This is a genomic window from Sporosarcina sp. resist (assembly GCF_014302295.1).
GTDB lineage: Bacteria > Bacillota > Bacilli > Bacillales_A > Planococcaceae > Sporosarcina > Sporosarcina psychrophila.
On sequence record NZ_CP060287.1, the window covers coordinates 1,072,916 to 1,091,818 of the forward strand.

At 38.5% G+C, this 18,903-nt stretch carries 18 protein-coding genes and 4 pseudogenes; 21 read left to right on the forward strand and 1 reads right to left on the reverse strand.

The genetic code is table 11. The features are described from left to right. Positions 1–17 precede the first annotated feature (17 nt). The 9 genes and pseudogenes from pssA (at position 18) to H7992_RS05355 (ending at position 7,667) form a co-directional block, all read left to right on the forward strand. Positions 18–551 carry a CDP-diacylglycerol--serine O-phosphatidyltransferase gene (gene pssA, locus H7992_RS05320; protein ID WP_187046873.1) on the forward strand — a complete coding sequence of 178 codons (534 nt, stop codon included), beginning with the start codon at positions 18–20 and terminating at the stop codon, positions 549–551. After that, positions 542–1,030 carry a DedA family protein gene (locus tag H7992_RS05325; protein WP_187046874.1) on the forward strand — a complete coding sequence of 163 codons (489 nt, stop codon included), beginning with the start codon at positions 542–544 and terminating at the stop codon, positions 1,028–1,030. The genes pssA and H7992_RS05325 overlap by 10 nt, the downstream gene beginning before the upstream one ends. Positions 1,031–1,249: 219 nt before the next feature. Further along, a pseudogene (locus tag H7992_RS24620) lies at positions 1,250–1,351 on the forward strand (spermidine acetyltransferase); the annotation flags it as partial. Positions 1,352–1,899: 548 nt separating this feature from the next. Further along, entirely contained in the window at positions 1,900–2,070 is a 171-nt protein-coding gene (locus tag H7992_RS05330) for a hypothetical protein (protein ID WP_187048041.1), read from the forward strand. A 145-nt stretch (positions 2,071–2,215) separates the two neighbouring features. Further along, positions 2,216–2,674, forward strand: a pseudogene (locus tag H7992_RS05335) (reverse transcriptase domain-containing protein); the annotation flags it as partial. A gap of 575 nt (positions 2,675–3,249) precedes the next feature. After that, positions 3,250–3,924: a response regulator transcription factor gene (locus H7992_RS05340; protein WP_187046875.1), complete on the forward strand. Its 675-nt coding sequence runs from the start codon at positions 3,250–3,252 to the stop codon at positions 3,922–3,924. After that, on the forward strand, positions 3,921–5,288 hold the full coding sequence (locus H7992_RS05345) for a sensor histidine kinase (RefSeq protein WP_187046876.1): 1,368 nt from the start codon (positions 3,921–3,923) through the stop codon (positions 5,286–5,288). Before H7992_RS05340 ends, H7992_RS05345 begins: the two co-directional genes overlap by 4 nt. A gap of 314 nt (positions 5,289–5,602) precedes the next feature. Further along, complete coding sequence (locus tag H7992_RS05350; protein ID WP_187047797.1) at positions 5,603–6,553, forward strand: alpha/beta hydrolase; 951 nt, start codon at positions 5,603–5,605, stop codon at positions 6,551–6,553. Between the two features lie 172 nt (positions 6,554–6,725). Next, positions 6,726–7,667, forward strand: coding sequence for an alpha/beta hydrolase (locus H7992_RS05355; RefSeq protein ID WP_187047798.1), 942 nt, complete (start codon positions 6,726–6,728; stop codon positions 7,665–7,667). Between the two features lie 332 nt (positions 7,668–7,999). On the opposite strand, the gene H7992_RS05360 is transcribed toward H7992_RS05355, so the two are convergent. Continuing rightward, positions 8,000–8,851: a GNAT family N-acetyltransferase gene (locus tag H7992_RS05360; protein WP_187046877.1), complete on the reverse strand. Its 852-nt coding sequence runs from the start codon at positions 8,849–8,851 to the stop codon at positions 8,000–8,002. 631 nt (positions 8,852–9,482) lie between these two features. On the opposite strand from H7992_RS05360, the gene H7992_RS05365 reads away from it, so the two are divergent. The 12 genes and pseudogenes from H7992_RS05365 (at position 9,483) to H7992_RS05420 (ending at position 18,730) form a co-directional block, all read left to right on the forward strand. After that, complete coding sequence (locus H7992_RS05365) at positions 9,483–10,151, forward strand: helix-turn-helix transcriptional regulator (protein ID WP_187046878.1); 669 nt, start codon at positions 9,483–9,485, stop codon at positions 10,149–10,151. A 170-nt stretch (positions 10,152–10,321) separates the two neighbouring features. Continuing rightward, entirely contained in the window at positions 10,322–10,945 is a 624-nt protein-coding gene (locus H7992_RS05370; protein ID WP_187046879.1) for a superoxide dismutase, read from the forward strand. 100 nt (positions 10,946–11,045) lie between these two features. Continuing rightward, positions 11,046–11,549, forward strand: a complete 504-nt coding sequence (locus H7992_RS05375; protein WP_187047799.1) for a YwhD family protein — start codon at positions 11,046–11,048, stop codon at positions 11,547–11,549. Between the two features lie 4 nt (positions 11,550–11,553). Next, positions 11,554–12,060 (forward strand): flavin reductase family protein, encoded by a 507-nt coding sequence (locus H7992_RS05380; RefSeq protein WP_255428600.1) that lies wholly within the window; start codon positions 11,554–11,556, stop codon positions 12,058–12,060. A 270-nt stretch (positions 12,061–12,330) separates the two neighbouring features. Continuing rightward, positions 12,331–12,588, forward strand: a complete 258-nt coding sequence (locus tag H7992_RS25025) for a DUF1189 family protein (protein ID WP_187046880.1) — start codon at positions 12,331–12,333, stop codon at positions 12,586–12,588. A gap of 19 nt (positions 12,589–12,607) precedes the next feature. Continuing rightward, positions 12,608–12,847 carry a ferredoxin family protein gene (locus tag H7992_RS05390; protein WP_187046881.1) on the forward strand — a complete coding sequence of 80 codons (240 nt, stop codon included), beginning with the start codon at positions 12,608–12,610 and terminating at the stop codon, positions 12,845–12,847. Between the two features lie 34 nt (positions 12,848–12,881). Then, positions 12,882–13,175 (forward strand): HesB/YadR/YfhF family protein, encoded by a 294-nt coding sequence (locus H7992_RS05395; RefSeq protein WP_187046882.1) that lies wholly within the window; start codon positions 12,882–12,884, stop codon positions 13,173–13,175. 39 nt (positions 13,176–13,214) lie between these two features. After that, positions 13,215–14,198: an NAD(P)/FAD-dependent oxidoreductase gene (locus H7992_RS05400; RefSeq protein ID WP_187046883.1), complete on the forward strand. Its 984-nt coding sequence runs from the start codon at positions 13,215–13,217 to the stop codon at positions 14,196–14,198. 366 nt (positions 14,199–14,564) lie between these two features. Next, positions 14,565–14,932: pseudogene (locus H7992_RS05405) on the forward strand (cupin domain-containing protein). 842 nt (positions 14,933–15,774) lie between these two features. Next, the gene (locus H7992_RS05410) at positions 15,775–16,569 is read left to right on the forward strand and encodes an ABC transporter ATP-binding protein (protein ID WP_187046884.1); all 795 of its coding nucleotides are present in this window, start codon (positions 15,775–15,777) and stop codon (positions 16,567–16,569) included. Between the two features lie 93 nt (positions 16,570–16,662). Next, positions 16,663–17,714 (forward strand): annotated as a pseudogene (locus H7992_RS05415) (FecCD family ABC transporter permease). Positions 17,715–17,722: 8 nt separating this feature from the next. Further along, the gene (locus tag H7992_RS05420; RefSeq protein WP_187047801.1) at positions 17,723–18,730 is read left to right on the forward strand and encodes a FecCD family ABC transporter permease; all 1,008 of its coding nucleotides are present in this window, start codon (positions 17,723–17,725) and stop codon (positions 18,728–18,730) included. The last annotated feature ends 173 nt before the right edge of the window (positions 18,731–18,903 follow it).

Below are 18,903 nucleotides of genomic sequence, written 5' to 3' on the forward strand. Positions count from 1 at the left end.
GGAGGTATATTATTACTGTGAAGAATATACCCAGTATGATTACAATCGGAAACTTTATTTGCGGGATTCTTGCAATTTGCTCTTTGTTTTTTCATGATATCTATGCAGCGGCGTTCTTCATTTTTGTTGGAATGTTTCTCGACTTTTTCGACGGCATGGTCGCACGTAAGCTAAATGCCGTTTCGGATATTGGCAAGGAACTTGATTCTTTTGCAGATTTGATAACGTTTGGTGTGGCTCCATCTATGCTCGCTTACAGTGTAACGTTGCATAACATTCCGTTTATTGGGATTTTGTGTACGCTGGCATACAGCATTTGTGGAGTGATTCGTCTTGCCAGATTTAATGTTCATCAAAGCAAGTCTCCGACGTTCATTGGAATGCCGATTCCATTTGCAGGAATCTGTCTTGTTCTATTAAGTTTCATGAATAACTCACTCGTATTAGTAATAGGCATATGTGGACTTTCTTATTTGATGGTGAGCAAAATTAAGTTTCTACACTTTAAAAAATTGGTGGTTGAAGATTCAGAGGAGAGCACATGGAAATAATTCAGGAATTAATTGCATCTTATGGGTATCTAGCAATTTTTATAATGTTGGTTCTTGGAATCGTTGGTATTCCGATACCAGATGAAGTCCTATTGGTGATTGTTGGTTATTTAACAAGTATTCATGCGCTAGATTATAAACTTGCTATTTTTATTAGCTTTGCAGGAGCACTTATAGGGGTGATGATCAGTTATCTAATCGGAAGAAAAGCTGGTCGTCCTTTAATAGTCAAATATGGAAAGTGGATAGGGCTGAAAGAGAAGAGAATAATGAAAGTAGAAAGGTGGATGAAGAAATACGGTGAGTATTCAATTGTTTTCGGATACTTCATTCCTGGTTTTAGACAAATAATCTGTTGTTTTGCAGGAATCGGCAAAATGGAATTAAAAACATTTATTACATTCACTGCAATCGGTTCTTTTTTATGGTGTTTCACTTTTATTACAATTGGAAAGGTCATTGGGATTATAAATGATTAATACAAGCCCATTCCCTATCTTGGGGGTATTTTCATTGTGTGTGAGCCCATGCTATAATGAGAGGCTTAGGATAATTACGGCTTTTACTCATAACTCAACTTTCGCAGAGTGAAATCGGCAAACAAGCCTTGATATAATTACATAAGATTGCCCTTTCGAAATTCACCGGGCTAGCCGAAGCCGAGATAAGAAAACAGGCAAGATACCAATTTAAACAATTTGGTTGAAGGAGAGTTGCAGGATGAGTTCTTTGTGGAAGGTAGCTATCATAACGCCCTAAGAATGTGTATGTTTCAAAAACAGTACCTAGAAATGAAATAATACGTTTCCGTATCTCCCTCCTGAAGAAGGAGGGAGATGTAGACTGTAGACAAATCCCTAAGGTTTAGGGGCTTTTTTATTCTTCTTATGGTGCGATAATTCAAAGGTTTAATCACTTTCTACGAAACCCCCTTTCGAATGTAACATAATATAAATATGTTACATTCGCGAAAAGTCTCCCTCTTATTTAGAAAGGGAGACTTTTTCATCTGTTTAAGGTGTCGAAACTCTTGGAAATTGACACCAAAACGTGAGGGTTTTATTATCAAGCAACAGCCTTAATGATGTAAAAAGAGTGAACCAATTTTTGGTTCACTCTTTTTTGGTGTGTCCAGCATGGACGTAATCTATAGGGTGGAAGTCTCGAACTGTGAAGGTAGAAGTAACAGTTAGCTTAACGCAAGGGTGTCCATGGCGACGTGGAATCTGAAGGAAGCGGGCGGCAAACCTCCGGTCTGAGGAATACGAACTTCATATAAGGTTAAGTACAATTGGGTGAGTTTTCCAAACAAAACAAAGCCCTTTCTACCGAAGGTTGTACGGAGTAAATGAAGCAGATAGGTGGAGGGAAAGATTACGTTCTTACCTGGGGAGGTCTGACTGATACGCCAAGTACACTTGGTAACCTATCCAGTGATGGCGGTCAGAAGTCAGCAGAGGTCATAGTACCGATTGGTCTAGAACAATTGGGAAGGACTGAACGATTAATGAGAGAATAGCCCTTGGCATTCCGAAGTTTACAATGACCACAGAAAACAAATGACCTCACTTGAGAGAAAGTAATGGTGAATTCCATGAGGATCCTCAGGGTGGAGTAAACTCGGGCATAAAGAGAACAGTTATTCACGGAAGGAAGAAATAAAGATGCTTATGAATCAAATCTTGTCACGGGAGAATATGCTTCAAGCACTTAAACGTGTGGAGAAGAATAGAGGGAGCCACGGAGTAGACCTGATGCCCGTACAAACCTTACGTCAGCACATCCTCGAAAACAGGACAACCTTTCAGGAGCAAATTCGAAATGGAACTTATGAACCGCAACCAGTCCGCAGAATCGAAATCCCGAAACCTGACAGCGGAATGCGTTTATTAGGTATCCCAACTGTAACAGACCGTTTGATTCAACAAGCAATTGCGAAAGTGCTATCTCAACTATATGATCCAAGCTTTTCAGACCATAGTTATGGCTTTCGAGCAAATCGAAGTGCACATGACGCGGTAAGAAAGGCAAAAGGATATATAAGAGCAGGATATCGTTGGACGGTAGATATGGACTTGGAGAAATTCTTCGATAAGGTGAACCACGACCGACTGATGGGTCTGCAATGCCTAATCGAATAAGATTCTTCACTTTGGTTTTGGGTTTCTTCCAATTCTGGTGGTGTGAGAGGTCGGGAGTTAATCACTCCCTCCTACTCGATTATGTCCAGCTCGATTTTTATACAATATTTCGGCTCAACGCCAAAAAATGCACTTGACTTTTCAATAATTAAGAATTGCTACGTTATATTCTAATAAAAACCGGATATTGAAGTACTTCGAATCCTGAGTCCTGTAATTAGTTTAAAGTATGACAATAGTGTCATTGTCAAAATACCCCCCAAAAAAATACTGCTACTAGCAAGTTTATTGTATGATTATGGTGAAAAGATTTAAAAGAACTTCTAATTATATAATGCTCATTTGTTTAATCGTGAACGGATACAGCGATTATCTTACTTATATTAGGCTTCACATTAGTTGAGGGAAGTTCAGCGTTTCGGTAATCGGGTAAGCAAATCAGGGTGCATGTAATGATATTCCTGTCCCTTATTATAGGAAGGATAGGGGAAATTCAATTTTATTTATTGTATAATGGGTACACTATGTGGGATGGAAAACGGGAAAAGAGGGAACGGATGTCTACTATACTGGTTGCTGATGACGATGCGAACATTCGCGAACTTGTCTGTTTATTTCTACGCAATGACGGATTCGATACAGTCGAAGCCACGGACGGTAAGGAAGCACTGACCGTCTATGCCGCGAAGCATGTCGATCTTGTCGTGCTTGATATTATGATGCCGAATATGGATGGTTGGACGTTATGCAAAAAGCTCAGAAGGGCCAATCCTGATCTTCCGATACTTATGCTGACTGCGAAGGGCGAAACATGGGAAAAAGTGAAAGGGTTTGAACTCGGGGCGGATGATTATTTGACGAAACCATTCGATCCGTTGGAGTTGACGGCTCGTGTTAACGCACTACTGAAACGATACCGGATTAGATACACTCAGACAATCCAGTTCGGCAATATCATTCTTGATCGGCAGACTTATAAGGTGATAAGAGGGGAGGAGTCGCTCTCATTACCGCTTAAGGAGTTCGAACTACTTTATAAGCTCGCTGAAACACCTGGCCAAGTCTATACGCGCGAGCAGTTGATTGATCAAATTTGGGGGATTGATTATGCTGGAGATGATCGAACGATAGACGTACATATTAAACGCTTACGCGAACGATTCGCAACCACATCCGGTTTTCGGATTGAGACAGTTCGTGGGCTTGGTTACCGGCTTGAGGTATACGAATGATCAGCTCCTTATATATACGCGTCGTTTTGATATTTCTAGTCTCAGTGATTGGAGGCACAATCATTTCTTTTTTTGTGTCAACTTGGATATTCGAAGAAAAATTGAACGAAAACGCTCAAATCAACATACGTAATTTTGGTCAAGACATTGTTCTGATTTACAAGACCATTCCGTTACATGAAGCGGACTCGTTCGTAAGTGAAATGAAGCAGCTTGATTCCTATCATATTCGAATTTACGAAGCAGCGGGTCAGTCCCAGTCTTACGGAAAACTCAACGGACACAAACCTAGCACTGTGACGATGGAACAACTAAAGAAAGTAGTAAATGGAGGAGTTGTTCAAGATACTCCGAATGGGATTGGTACGGTTCTCTTAGGGTTGCCGTTGAAAACGGAAATGGGAACGAAAGCAATATTTTTTGAAACACTCGCTCCTCCTTCTACCTCTTTTGTTGTAAAGTGGGGATTGACTTTTGTGACCTATTCGTTGATTACAGGAAGCTTATTTATTCTGGTTGCCTCTATATTCCTAGTAAGACCAATCAAGAAACTGACTAAAGCGACTAGGCGTATAGCAGCTGGAGACTTCAACGTCAAACTGAATATTAAGCAAAAAGGTGAGCTAGGTACTTTGGCTCGCAGCTTCGAAGGAATGATGCACGATTTGCAGCAACTGGAGCAGATGCGTAGGGAATTCGTATCGAATGTGTCGCACGAAGTTCAGTCGCCGCTCACCTCGATATCCGGTTATGCTTTAGCCCTCAAGCAAGTAGACATCACAGATAACAAACGAGGCCATTATCTTGATATTATCATCGCTGAAGCAGATCGGATGTCCAAGATGAGCGATGGCCTGCTCAAGTTGAGTTTGCTTGAATCGCGGTCACAGCAACTACAGCTGGTCGCGTTCAGCCTTGATGAACAGATTAGAAGAGTTGTCGTCGCTATTCAGCCGCAATGGTCAGCCCGCAACATCCGTTTCAATCTCGATTTGAAGACTGTTAGCTTACTTGCAGATCATGATCAATTAAACCAGGTCTGGACAAACATCCTCGGCAATAGCATCAAGTTTTCCGAGGATGGCGGCGTTATTAACGTCAGCATCAAAGAAGATATGAAAAACGTAACAGTTCGAATATCCGACGTTGGCATTGGTATTTCCCTAGAGGATCAGAAGCGTATATTCGAGCGTTTTTTTAAGGCTGATCGTTCCCACAGTCGTAAATATGAAGGTAGCGGACTGGGGCTTGCTATTGTTAAACAAATCGTATCGCTTCATCAAGGTGACATCCAAGTGGAAAGTGAACCCGACCGAGGAACAATTTTCATTGTCACTTTGCCCATCACAACGCCAAAAGAGTAGTTAGATTAATATAGCATCAATCAGATTGTCTAAACCTTTTTTTCCATGCTACGGCATCATGTGCAAGATTCCTTGCATGTGACGCAGTAGTATTTTTTTGCCTGTTCATACTCCGTTCATATTGTCGTCACATAGGGTCCATCTTCGTCGTATAAACTTACCTTAACATCTCATTAAGGTAGCACAATAAATAAATGAGGAACAGGAGAAGATAGTGGTAGAAACAATGAGAGGGAATTAAAATGAAAAGGAGGGCAGGCACGAGTACAGGTAGAAACCGAGCTTCAATTGTCGCTCTACAACCTCGTGCATACATGATGAAAAAAACGTTTAAGATCATACTTAAATCGATGGGAGTCATAGCTGTATTAATCGTGCTTTTTCTAGCCATTGTTTTTATAGTTAATCTAATCAGCAACAAATCGGAGCAAGGGAAAATTGAATCTTATGGTCAGTCCGTAACCGTCGATGGAAAAAATATGAATGTGTTGATTCAAGGACGAGGCGAAGAAACTGTCGTGCTACTTCCAGGATATGGAACAGCGTCACCAGCACTAGACTTTAAACTGCTCATAGATGAATTATCCTCATTTTACAAAGTGGTTGTGATCGAGCCTTTTGGTTATGGATTAAGTGATGAAACTGAAAAAGAGCGAAGCACGGAGAATATTGTAAGTGAAATTCACGAAGCTTTACAGCAACTTAATATTGACCGTTACACGCTAATGGGCCACTCCATTGCAGGTATTTATGGACTGGATTATGTGAATAAGTATCCAAACGAGGTAAGTGCATTCGTCGGAATCGATAGCAGTGTTTCAACGCAACCTGGTATGGATGTTAAATTCCCGATAAAGGCATTCGCCTTTCTTGAACAATCAGGTCTTCTAAGATTGGTCAAGAAACTAAGTGACGACCCATATGCAGGACTAGCATTTGATGATCAAACAAAAGAACAAATGAGACTGATTTCGAATAAAAACTCGAATAATGACACTACCTTGAATGAAATGAAAAATATTTCTATTAATTTTAAAGCGGCTCAACATTTGGCATTCCCAGAAAATCTTCCTCTTATTTTGTTTATACAGGCGAATAATACGGGCGTAGAAGGATGGATTCCACTGCATGAAGGGCAAGTCAAAGATTCTGTACATGGAGAAGTGATGAAAATGGAAGGGGGACATTATTTACACCATACGAAATCCAAAGAAATCGTTGAAAAATTTAAAGAGTTTATGGAGGACATAAAATCAGGGCATTGAAAAGCTTCCTTGCTTGTGACGCTGTACCATTATTTTGCTTGTTCATATTGTCGTCACATGGAGTACTTCTTCATTGTGTAACCAAGGAAAAATATTGGAAATAAGAAGGAGGGCAGGCACGAGTACAGGTAGAAAACGAGCTTCAAATGTCGCCCTACAACCTCGTGCATACATGATGAAAAAAACGTCAAAGATCATACTTAAATCCATAGGAGTTATAGCTATATTAATCGTTCTTTTTCTAGTCATTGTTTTTATAGTTAATCTAATCAGCAACAAATCGGAGCAGGGAAAAATAGAATCTTATGGTCAATCCGTGGTCGTCGATGGAAAAAATATGAATGTGTTGATTCAAGGACAAGGCGAAGAAACTGTCGTTCTACTTCCAGGATATGGAACAGCATCACCAGCACTAGACTTTAAACCGCTCATAGATGAGTTATCCCTATTTTACAAAGTTGTTGTGATTGAGCCTTTCGGTTATGGTTTAAGTGATGAAAGTGAAAAAGAGCGAACGACGGAAAATATTGTAAGTGAAATTCACGAAGCTTTACAGCAACTTAATATTGACCGTTACACGCTAATGGGCCACTCCATTGCAGGTATTTATGGACTGGATTATGTGAATAAGTATCCAAACGAAGTGAGTGCATTCGTTGGGATCGACAGTAGTGTTCCAACGCAAGGCGGTACAGATGATGAATTTCCAACAGAAGTTTATAAAATTCTCAAAAAGTCAGGGTTCTTCAGATTGCTAATGAAACTAAGTCCTGACCAACTTGTTACCCCAACAGTTGATGATGAAACAAGAGAACAAATTAGAATTCTTTCTCTCAAAAACACGTTTAATCCCAACAACTTAAGTGAAGGGGAAAATTTTTTTCCAAATTTTAAAGCAGCTGAAAATTTAGCATTCCCGAAAAGTCTTCCTGTTATTTTCTTTTTACAAGCGAATGATACAGAGACTGAAGGGTGGATTTCACTACATGAAGAGCAAGTCAAAGAGTCTATACATGGAAAAGTGATAACAATGGAAGGAGAACATTATTTACACCATACGAAATCCAAAGAAATCGTTGAAAAATTTAAGGAATTTATGGAAGTCATAAAATAAGTGCACTGAAAATCATTAAAATCATAAAGAGATTGAGCTAACCAATTTTCCATTTTGTTATTTTGAAAAATTGAAGGGTTGGGGAAGGCATTGTACCTTCGCTTTCCCCTTTGAGATTCTGGTTGAAGTAGTTTCGGATATAAAGAGCCTAAACTACTTCAGTCGGCTATATTATAAGATTATCCCGCATTAACGGGCAATAAGACCCCCACTTCAATTGTTTGAGGAAACAAGAAGATTAAGTGGGGAGTCAACTGTCCGAAGTGCGGCGGAATGGTTAAACTAATAATCAGTAGGGGATGAAGAACCTCCCTACTGATTGAAGATTAACTTTATAAAACAAGATACATTTCATATTGTGTCAAGGAGCCTTTTTCAAAATGCAGTTTCTTTAAAAATCCTTCTAACAAACTGTTATTAGGAAATCCAATGGAAAGATCTAAAAGTTGTAGTTTTTCACATGCTGTCTGAATCAGTAAAGAAGCAATCCCTTTTTCCCTAAATTCTTTGTCTACAAATAAAAAGCTTATTTTTCCACTTGCATTTACACAAAGACAACCCAATAATTCGGTGTTGAAATAAGCACTATAATATGTATTATTCACTGATTTCTCCATGTAATCAATATCATTCTGCCAATTCATATGGAAATTCAGCCACTTCTTCATTTCTTGTTGAAATTCATTAAACTGGATTTGCTTAATTTCTATATCTTCATCGCTTTTCATTATTAATTGCGATACGTCCTTCAAATTATAGTAAGATAAATCATATACTTTTTCATAGCCTAACTTTTTATAAAATTGAATGGCCCTTTCGTTTCCAGCAATTACTTCAAGAAATAGTTGTTGGCATCCGTTGAGTAATGCTTCTTCCTTGTGTAGTTCAAAAAGTTTATGGCTAATCTCCATGCCTCTAAATTCAGGATGTATTGCTAACGTTCCGCAGCGCATTGTTTGGATTCCTTCATAATTTTTAACACCACCAAGAATGATTCCGATGGGTTCATGATTGCTCATCGCAATAAAAGAATGTTCTAAGCGATTCCCTTCTAGACCAAAAAATCTTTTTATAAAATCCTCTTTTGAAATATCGAATTTGATCATATAATCGACATAACCAACTTGGAAAGCTTCATACACCAAATCTATCTCTACTTCGCTACATTTTTTATATTGAATCATACTTAAAGAATAAGCAGGTTCTATATCTACTTATTCATTCACTTCCTTTCCTCTTATAGGGCAGTTGAACACTAAATTATAAAGTTGTCTGATTCCTTTATTTTATGAATAATTAAATTATATCTTAAATCTATATTTGTCACAAGCAAGTCAGTTTTCCAACTCTTTTTAAAAAACTAAGCATACATTAAGAAGAAGAAAATGGAAATTAAATCAAAAAAACCATTTTTGTAAAAATGTTTACGGGAAAAAGTTTGGTATAAATTGAGCAATCTTTGCACATATTTCGTATTTTCTCCTGGATAAAGTGAAATGAGTATCTGGGATATTGTGCTCGTTTACATTTTATCTTACCTCATCTAACTGAGGCGGAAACTAGTATTGATCCACAGATTAAAATCCATCTTTACTTGGGTAATTGTGTGAAAAATCTTCATCTCGCACATCCCATTATAATAGCTAACCTTACCGATACTCTAGATATCAAATGATCTTAATAAGCCTCAACGATATTGAGGGTATCTTGTGACTCCTTGCTATAAAATGAGTCATTTTCGGGTGAGAAGTCAATTTACTACAAGTTGTGAAATTTCCCTGCTATGATAAGATATTGGACTCCGGAGGTGAAAAAATGAAGAACGCTCGTTTAACAACAAAAGATAAATTACTTGATTTATTAAAAAAAGAAACTGAAATGACAGTAAATCAAATGGCTCAAGCATTAGAAATTACAGAAATGGCGGTCAGAAAGCATCTTAATATTCTTGAACGAGACTCTTTTATTCATATAGCTGAAATAAAACAACCCTTAGGTCGACCTGTTCAAGTTTTTTCATTAACACAGCAAGCAGATGTACTCTTTCCTAAAAATTACGATAATCTTACTGTTGATTTTCTGAATGATCTTATGGAAATTCAAGGGGATGAAATAATCGATCGTCTATTTGAAAAGAGAAGTAAACGACTAGCTGGTAAATACTCGGATTATATGAAACACAATTATTCAAATGAAGAGATGATTGAGACGTTGAAAGATATTCAAATTGACAAAGGATATATGGCTGATGTCATTAAAATAGACGACAATCAGTTTGAATTAATTGAGCATAACTGCCCTATCTTTGAGGTATCTAAAAGTTTTAAGCAAGCATGTAATTGTGAGACAAATATGTTTAAAGAAGTATTAAATACGAATAGTGTAGAACGAACAAGTTGCAAAGCTGATGGCGATAACCATTGCCATTTTCTTATCAAATTTAATGAGGATAGCTTATCTGTTAAAAGAAGGGCTAAGTTATAATCTAACTGCCTTTTTTTCTTCAGTTGCTTTTCCAAGAAAAAAGAATAAGTATGTTGAGGTAAATTTGTTGACTTTAGCGGATTACTTATTCTATTATCATAATACACACTTCTTATACTAAAAGGTATATTAAGTATAAGAAGTGAACAAAAAACTTTGGGGGAATTTAAATGACGAAATTTACACTACCAGCACTAAGTTATGGTTTTGATGCATTAGGACCAGTAATTGATCAGCAAACTATGGAGATTCATCATGGAAGACATCATCAAACGTATGTAAATAATCTAAATGCTGCACTTGAAGGGCATAAAGAGTTAAGCGAAAAAACATTAGAAGAACTTCTTACAAATCTAGACGCGCTACCTGTATCAATTCAACCAGCTGTTAGAAATAATGGGGGTGGACATTTAAACCACTCGTTATTTTGGGAAGTACTTACCACCCCTACAGAAAACAATCTACCAACTGGTGATTTAGCAACAGCTATTGACAAGCGTTTTGGTAGTTTTGATAATTTCAAGGAAGAATTTGCTAAGGCTGCAACAGGAAGATTCGGGTCTGGGTGGGCTTGGTTAGTCGTCAATAATGAGAAACAAGTCGATGTAACGAGTACTCCAAATCAAGACAATCCGATTATGGAAGGCAAAATTGCTGTTATGGGATTAGACGTTTGGGAACATGCTTATTACTTGGCGTATCAAAACAGAAGGCCTGATTATATTTCAAACTTCTTTAAGATTATTAATTGGGATGTAGTCTCCACTAAATATGAAGAAGCATTGAATAAATAATAGATATCTATAAGATAAGATGCCTTTTAGGCTCTTATCTTGTTCATTATAAAGTGAAGGAGGAAAACCATCATTGCCAGAACGAGAAAATAAGCAAAAGATGTCCTTTACAATTTTAAGTGGTGATTCCACCGATGGGGATGGCGGATTTGGTATCGGTACAATTAGTCTTGATAATGTTACTCCAGTCATCATAGACCCTGAAGAAAATGACATTTTTATTGATATGGATGCTTTGCATGCTAAAAGCAAGATAGAAAAAAAGGTCCGATTCAAACCCGATAAAGAACATGCAGGGCTGAATCCGAAACGCTATTGGATTGTGTGGCTAACGCTTCAAAATAGTGGTTCAGGTCCTTATTATTCAGGTGCAACAGCTTGTGAGGTATTAGTGTCGAGGGAAGAACGTCGCATTAAGTTAGGGTACAAATCTTTACCCGAACATGTAAACCATATGGATAAGTCGTTAAAAAGTCAAATCATCCTTTCTCATATGGACGAGCAATCGTTGAGCATATTAAGAGTATATCTAAAAGAATATGATGCAGGATACTGGCAGCGGTCCACTGAAGAGTTAAAGGGTCAACTACAGTTAAGGAAGTGAGAAAATGCAAATTAATTTTGATAAAGTCAATTCTTTTAAAGAAGCGATGGCAAATTACCCTACTGGTGTTACGGTTGTTACGGCAATCGATGAAGAGGATGCCCCGATTGGATTAACGGTGAATTCGTTTGCGTCCGTATCATTAGATCCACTGCTTATTTTGTGGTCAATTGATAAAAGGGTTTCTACATATGAAGCATTTAAAAAGGTAGATAAGTTTGCGGTTAATATTTTAGCCGACAATCAAGCGGAAATTGCTTCTTTATTCGCAAGTCGGACTAGTAATCAAGATCGGTTTGTGAATTGTGATTGGGATCTTTCGAAATACAAACTACCTATTATAAAAGGTACAATGGCCACGTTGCAATGCAAGACATTTAAACAAATTGAAGCGGGAGACCATACAATTTTAATTGGAGAGATATCCGAAATCACTGTTGAAAAGAAAAGGCCACTCGTTTACCACGGAAGGAAGATGGAAGCATTGCCAGAAAACTTCCATGAAAATTAACGTTTCATTCTGTTAGAAGTATCTATTGGGGGAGTAGTATGGGTGTTTTACATGCATTGAAACTAAGCCTATTGCCAAGTCAACGTGCTGTTTTTCAATTGAATCGTGTAAAAACAAAAGACTTTCTAATCTACATACTTTTACTTCATTTGTTTATTTCCTTTCCAAATGGAGTACGATTAATTAGCAACTCTTTAAATAGCGGGGAGTTTGGAAAAGAGTCTTTTTTAATCTTAACTATTTATTCATTATTCATTATTCATAATCCTTTTGGGAATCGTAGGTATTTTACTGCTCGCATCAATAGGTATATTAATTAGAGCAATTATTAAAAGAAAATTAGCGTATCAACTTTTATGGAAAATGACCGTATATGCATTGACGTATCCAATTATGCTTTACACTCTTTTTGATGTGTTTGGCATTACACATTGGGTTGTAAATCTCTTATTGCTATTAATATTTCTATTAATTTTTTTGAAAATGATTTTGGCTTATCCAAAAATCAGAAAAAAGATTATTAAATAATATGAAAGGAGTTTTTAAAATGACGTTTTTTATAACTTCGGCGTGTATAACGGAACGGGCGGCAGATTGCGTAGAGGTTTGTCCAGTGGATTGTATTACATTAGGCGATGATCAGTTTCTGATTGATCCAAATACATGTATCGATTGTGGTGCCTGTGAAACTGTCTGTCCTGTTGAAGCCATCTACTATGAAGATGATGTCCCTGCGGAGGAGCGAGCATACATTCTTAAAGCAAAGGAATACTTTGGAGTTGCTTAGTAGCTAACAAAACTTCAATTAGAGGGTGGATTGTATGAAATTAGTTGTAACCAATCATGCCATACATTGGCTGCTAGAAGAAGTTGGTTTGAACAGAGGAGATACGGTCAAATTCCATGCAAGATATGGGGGTTCAAGCCCTGTTCAACTTGGATTTTCTTTAGGATTTACAAGGGATACACCAAGTCATGTAGTTGCAAGCTATGAGAAAGAGGGAGTTTTATTTTTCATTGAAGAGACAGACTTATGGTATTTTGATGGGCATGATCTCCAAGTAGACTACGATGAAAAACTGGATGAAATTCACTATTTGTATTTAAAGGAATGACCCAGGGGCGTCAAATTATGTAGATTGGAGTGTTTGCAGATGAAGGAGGAAATCGTTGATATTACAATTGTTGGAGGTGGGTCGACGGGCCTTTTTGCTTCGTTTTATGCAGGTATGAGGGAAATGTCAGTAAAAATTATAGATAGCTTGCCGCAACTTGGGGGCCAACTCATCGAACTCTATCCGGATAAATATATCTATGATATCGGTGGATTTCCCAAGATTCTGGCTAAAGATTTTGTTGCCAACCTTGTGACGCAGGCACATTATGCAAAGCCGGAAATCGTGCTCGGTGAAACGGCTTTGTCTGCGGAGCGTGATGGAGATCATTTTATTTTTACAACTGATAAAGGTGTTCATTTAACGAGGGCAATTCTGTTGACAGCAGGAATTGGCGCTTTTCAACCACGAAAAATTGGCTTGAAGGATGAAACGCGGTTTGAAGGGAAAACACTTCATTATGGAATCAAAGACCTTTCGATATTTAAAGATAAAAAAGTAGTTGTCTGTGGTGGTGGTGACTCAGCGGTAGATTGGTCACTGATGCTTGAAAATCTAGCTTCATCCGTTACGCTCGTTCACAGAAGAGAGCGTTTTACTGCTCATGAAACAAGTGTAAATCAGCTGATGAAATCAAGAGTAAATGTAAAAACATCATTCTCTGTGAAAGAAATTGAAGGAGCAGACGGAGAGGTTAGCAAAGTTATGCTTGCATCCCGAGATGGTAATGAAGAGTGGGTTCCAGCTGATCACCTTATTGTCAATTACGGAAATATTTCATCACTTGGTCCGTTGAAAGAATGGGGTATTGAATTAGAACGAAATTCAATCAAGGTCAATACGCGTATGGAAACAAATATTGAAGGTATCTATGCAGCAGGTGACGTTACGACATTCGATGGAAAAGTGAAGTTAATCGCAACTGGACTAGGTGAAGCACCTATAGCTGTGAATCATGCGAAAGCACATATAGATCCGAAAGCGAGACTCCAACCACTTCATAGTACAAGTATTTTTAATTAGCAATATGCACGCGATAGGATTCAATCGAGAAGCATTTCATCGAAATCAGTCTTGTGCAACATTCGAATGGTAAATAGAGATGCTGGTTGGCCCTTGCGTGTACCTGTGACGGAGACGAATAACAAGAAGCGTCTTCTTATTAAAAGTTTTTAAAACATTCCTGTGCGTTAAATAATTAGATATTGTATCAGGTTCGATAGTTTAATCCGTGCTATCAGTAAAAAAGTATACGTCGTCATGATAAAGACGCTAAAAACAATTATACGAACTGTGATGGATAGTAACAGTCCATCAGCCATATCTGCTTTAGACACCGAATAAGGAGAGCAAAAAGTATAGTGAAAACAACAATAAGGAGTGATTAATATGGATTACCAATCTATTAAACTGCATGAAGAACTATCCAAATTCAATGATCTTTGGTCTCCGAAGGTCATTGCAGAAATGAATGACTATCAATTTCAACTTGTTAAAATTGATGGGGATTTTGAATGGCACACTCATGAAGATGCGGATAAAGTCTATATCGCGCTCGAAGGGGAGCTGTTCATTGATTTTCGTGATGGTCAGGTTAAAGTTTCCAAGGGGGAAATGTATATTGTCCGAAAGGGAGTCGAAGTTAAGCCTTCATCCGAAAAGGAATGCCATATCATGTTATTGGGGCCTAAAGGTGCGTAGTTGACACTGGCGGTACTGAATCCGAATTAACAATTGCCAATGATATTTGGATCTAGTATTTGTTACTAGTACAATCCCAATGCATTTTGGGGTGCCTGTGCAACACACTGTTCTGGTGAATTAGTCGTATAGGGAGAGAATATAAAAGTCATTGGATTGAGAAAACAATCCGATGACTTTTCTTTCTAGTTCCAGCATATAGATTCTCAACTTTCGCACCTCGATAGAACCCTTCCCCCCCTTAAAAGTTAATCAGGAATTTGCCGTAAAGGAATTGGAAATTTCGCTCCATTGTTGTGCTAAGAAATTCCTAGTTTAAAAGCGGCATTGGTAAAGTGAAGTTCATTGCATAGCATAAGAAAATATTCTAACTGTCTAATCTCCATTCAGCATCCTCCTTTAAAATTTATCTTAAAAACTTAACAACGATAATCTTTTTGACTGTTGGAATGTATTTGTTCAAGAATAGCATATCGCCTGGTGAAAGTATTGAGTGCGACCCAACTTGATCCATTCATGAACGATGCCAGATTCTAAAAATATTCGAGATTCGATTGGAACCCAAACTAAGGAATTGAATTGAAATGAGTGAATTTATAAAATACCGTTAAACTGCAGTATTTAAATGTAAGGAATTAAAAAATCAAAAAAACAGTCATGAAGAGCAAATCCTTTGACTGTCTTTTTTGTGGGTTATTATCCAACTAAATCAAAAATACGGATACTCAATTGAGAAATGTTTCTGGTATGCGATTTTTTTCAATATATGTTGACAATGGATGAGAAATTATTTAGTATACTCATTTTTAATTGATAATCATTATCAATTAAAAATGAGTATATAACACAAAATTTAAAGATTGATAATTATGATTTATAATTGGAGGACGTATAAAAAATGACAGCATTTAAAGTAGATCAAGTTGCAATTGGCTTTTCAAACACTCTTATTATTGATGATTTAAGTGTGTCTATTTCTAAAGAAAAAATCACGACGATCATCGGACCGAATGGTTGTGGGAAATCGACTCTGCTGAAGGCCATTTCGCGGATTTTAAAAACGAAAAGCAGTGCCGTTTATCTTGACGGGCGGGCGATTCATCAGTTGGAGACGAAAGAAGTTGCGAAGAAGATGGCTATTTTGCCACAAACAGCCGAGGCACCGGGTGGACTTTCTGTCTTTGAACTCGTTTCTTATGGTCGTTTTCCTCATCAAAGTGGTTTCGGCTCTTTAAAAAAAGAAGACTATGAATATATATACTGGGCATTGGATGTAACTGGATTAAATGAGTTTAAGGATCGTCCGATTGAAGCCTTATCGGGTGGACAAAGACAGCGCGTATGGATTGCGATGGCACTTGCACAGGGTACGGAAATACTTATTCTGGATGAACCGACTACCTATTTGGATTTAGCACATCAACTGGATATTTTACTACTTTTACAGCGCCTAAACGTGGAGGAAGGTCGGACAATTGTCATGGTGCTTCACGATTTAAATCATGCATCACGCTTCTCCGACTATATGATTGCCATGAAGGGCGGTACATTAATGATGGAGGGAACACCAGAAAAAGTGATGACTTGCTCAAATCTGCAAAGTGTATTTAATATAGACGCTAGCATCGCAACATGTCCATTTAGTCACAATCCGATATGTCTTTCCTATCAATTGTGTCAGAAAAACAACTAACCCTTGTTCACCTATAATTAAATATGAAGTATGCGTTCTTAAGAAGAAGAACCAAACAAATAAAGAGAGAGTTTGGTTTGAAGGAGGAAATACATGTCTACTCCAGCTGAAGTTGCTGCAGAAATAGAAAAGTTAACAGAAGTTAAAAAACATTCACGTCCGATTATGGCAATTGTTATTTTATTTGGAGGAATTTTTTACTGGTTGCAATTGGCCTTTCGATTTCATTTGGAGCCGCGGACATTCAGCTAGCCACTGTGTGGGCGGCTGTGTTTAATTTAAATCCTGAATTTAACACCCCATCAAATTATACGAGAAATACGTATGCCACGTGTTCTTGGTGCTGCATTGGTGGGATCTTGTTTTGCGGTGGCCGGGGCACTGATGCAAGGAATGACCCGAAATCCGCTGGCTGATTCTGGCCTATTGGGGCTTAATGCGGGTGCTGCGTTTATGCTTGCACTTTGCTTCGCTTTTTTCCCCGGATTACCGTATATATATCTGATTATGTTTTCCTTTTTGGGTGCTGGACTGGGTGCCGGAATTGTGTATGGAGTCGGTTCGATATCGCGCGGCGGTTTGACACCTATGCGTCTTGTGCTTACCGGGGCAGCAGTAAGCGCATTATTGGGCGCGCTTAGCGAGGGGGTCGCACTTTATTTTCGCATTGGTCAGGATTTGGCTTTTTGGTATGCGGGCGGAGTGTCTGGTACGAAATGGATCCATCTTCAAATCATGTCTCCTTGGATACTTGCGGCCATGATTGGCGCAGTGATTCTTTCCCGCTCAATCACCTTATTAAGCCTGGGGGACGAAGTGGCGATAGACTTGGTCAAAAAACAAAGACCATCAAAGTGTTTGGAATGCTCATTGTGCTCATTTTAGCTGGGGCTGCTGTATCAGTTGTAGGTGCAGTTGGTTTTGTCGGGTTGATTGTTCCACATCTTACCCGTTTGCTGGTCGGTCCTGATTACCGGTGGATTATTCATTGCTCAATTGTACTTGGTGCTCTTTTAGTAGTTCTAGCCGATCTTGGGGCAAGGATGATTAATCCTCCGTATGAAACGCCGATTGGTGCATTGATTGCCTTAATTGGGGTTCCGTTCTTCCTCTATCTTGCACGAAAAGGAGGAAAAGAGCTGTGAAGAAAAAGATGCATACGACAAAGACTCGGAATTTGATGGTCATTGGAATTCTGGGGCATCTCATTATTATTGCTTTCATGATCAGTATGAATACGGGGTATATTAAGTTATCGCCGCTTGAGGTGATTCGTACGCTATTTGGCAATGGGATAGATAAGCAACGACTCAATTTATTTGAATTTCGATTACCACGTATTGTTATTTCAGTTTTGGTTGGAATGGGACTTGCAGTATCGGGTTGCGTTTTACAAGGGATTTCTCGTAATGCGTTGGCTGATCCAGGAATATTGGGAATTAATGCGGGCGCAGGACTCGCTGTTATGTTATACATATCCTTTTTTCCATCCACTACTGCGGCGCCCGTCTTTTTCCTACCGATTCTGGGATTTGTAGGCGCGGGCGTAACAGCAATTATTATTTATACGTTAGCTTATAAACGCAATGAGGGAATTTCGCCAATGAGGCTGATCCTTACAGGTGTTGCGGTTGCAGCGGGGATTGGTTCAATCATGATTGTTTTAACACTGCGACTCAGTCCAGAGAATTATCAATTTGTTGCCACTTGGATGGCGGGGAGTATTTGGGGATCGAATTGGAAGTTTGTCCTATCTTTATTGCCTTGGATAATCATACTCATTCCATTTGTATTTTCGAAAGCGCGTGTATTGAATGTGATGAATTTGGGTGATTTAACGGCGACCGGACTGGGTGCATCGATTGAGAAAGAGCGGCGTCTGTTGCTTGCTGCGGCTGTTGGGCTAGCAGGAGCAAGTGTATCGGTTAGTGGCGGAATCGGTTTTGTGGGACTTATTGGGCCCCATTTGGCGCGTCAATTAGTCGGGTCCAGACATCAGTTTTTAATCCCTACTGCTGCTTTGGCGGGAGGACTATTAGTTCTGATTGCCGATACAATCGGTCGGTGGATTTTACAACCATCCGAGATCCCGGCTGGAATTGTCGTTGCTGTGATAGGTGCGCCGTATTTCCTATACTTGCTTTCGCGTTTGAAAGATTGAATAGTTATTTTGGGCAAGTATGATGTGGGATGAAAAATCCGTAAGACCGCTACTTATCCCTCCCAATGGTAGAAAGGAACAATTGGAAATGTTCCATTTACACCTACAAATCTAGCTAAATAATAGACATATTTAAAAATTGACGTCTTAAAATTAACCTGTTACTCTAGTTG

Excerpts from the sequence above, each read along its gene's own strand:
- H7992_RS05325 (WP_187046874.1), top strand. The coding sequence starts at position 542 with ATGGAAATAATTCAGGAATTAATTGCATCTTATGGGTATCTAGCAATT.
- H7992_RS05330 (WP_187048041.1), top strand. The coding sequence starts at position 1,900 with ATGAAGCAGATAGGTGGAGGGAAAGATTACGTTCTTACCTGGGGAGGT.
- H7992_RS05340 (WP_187046875.1), top strand. The coding sequence starts at position 3,250 with ATGTCTACTATACTGGTTGCTGATGACGATGCGAACATTCGCGAACTT.
- H7992_RS05345 (WP_187046876.1), top strand. The coding sequence starts at position 3,921 with ATGATCAGCTCCTTATATATACGCGTCGTTTTGATATTTCTAGTCTCA.
- H7992_RS05350 (WP_187047797.1), top strand. The coding sequence starts at position 5,603 with ATGATGAAAAAAACGTTTAAGATCATACTTAAATCGATGGGAGTCATA.
- H7992_RS05355 (WP_187047798.1), top strand. The coding sequence starts at position 6,726 with ATGATGAAAAAAACGTCAAAGATCATACTTAAATCCATAGGAGTTATA.
- H7992_RS05360 (WP_187046877.1), bottom strand. The coding sequence starts at position 8,851 with ATGATTCAATATAAAAAATGTAGCGAAGTAGAGATAGATTTGGTGTAT.
- H7992_RS05365 (WP_187046878.1), top strand. The coding sequence starts at position 9,483 with ATGAAGAACGCTCGTTTAACAACAAAAGATAAATTACTTGATTTATTA.
- H7992_RS05370 (WP_187046879.1), top strand. The coding sequence starts at position 10,322 with ATGACGAAATTTACACTACCAGCACTAAGTTATGGTTTTGATGCATTA.
- H7992_RS05375 (WP_187047799.1), top strand. The coding sequence starts at position 11,046 with ATGTCCTTTACAATTTTAAGTGGTGATTCCACCGATGGGGATGGCGGA.
- H7992_RS05380 (WP_255428600.1), top strand. The coding sequence starts at position 11,554 with ATGCAAATTAATTTTGATAAAGTCAATTCTTTTAAAGAAGCGATGGCA.
- H7992_RS05390 (WP_187046881.1), top strand. The coding sequence starts at position 12,608 with ATGACGTTTTTTATAACTTCGGCGTGTATAACGGAACGGGCGGCAGAT.
- H7992_RS05395 (WP_187046882.1), top strand. The coding sequence starts at position 12,882 with ATGAAATTAGTTGTAACCAATCATGCCATACATTGGCTGCTAGAAGAA.
- H7992_RS05400 (WP_187046883.1), top strand. The coding sequence starts at position 13,215 with ATGAAGGAGGAAATCGTTGATATTACAATTGTTGGAGGTGGGTCGACG.
- H7992_RS05410 (WP_187046884.1), top strand. The coding sequence starts at position 15,775 with ATGACAGCATTTAAAGTAGATCAAGTTGCAATTGGCTTTTCAAACACT.
- H7992_RS05420 (WP_187047801.1), top strand. The coding sequence starts at position 17,723 with ATGCATACGACAAAGACTCGGAATTTGATGGTCATTGGAATTCTGGGG.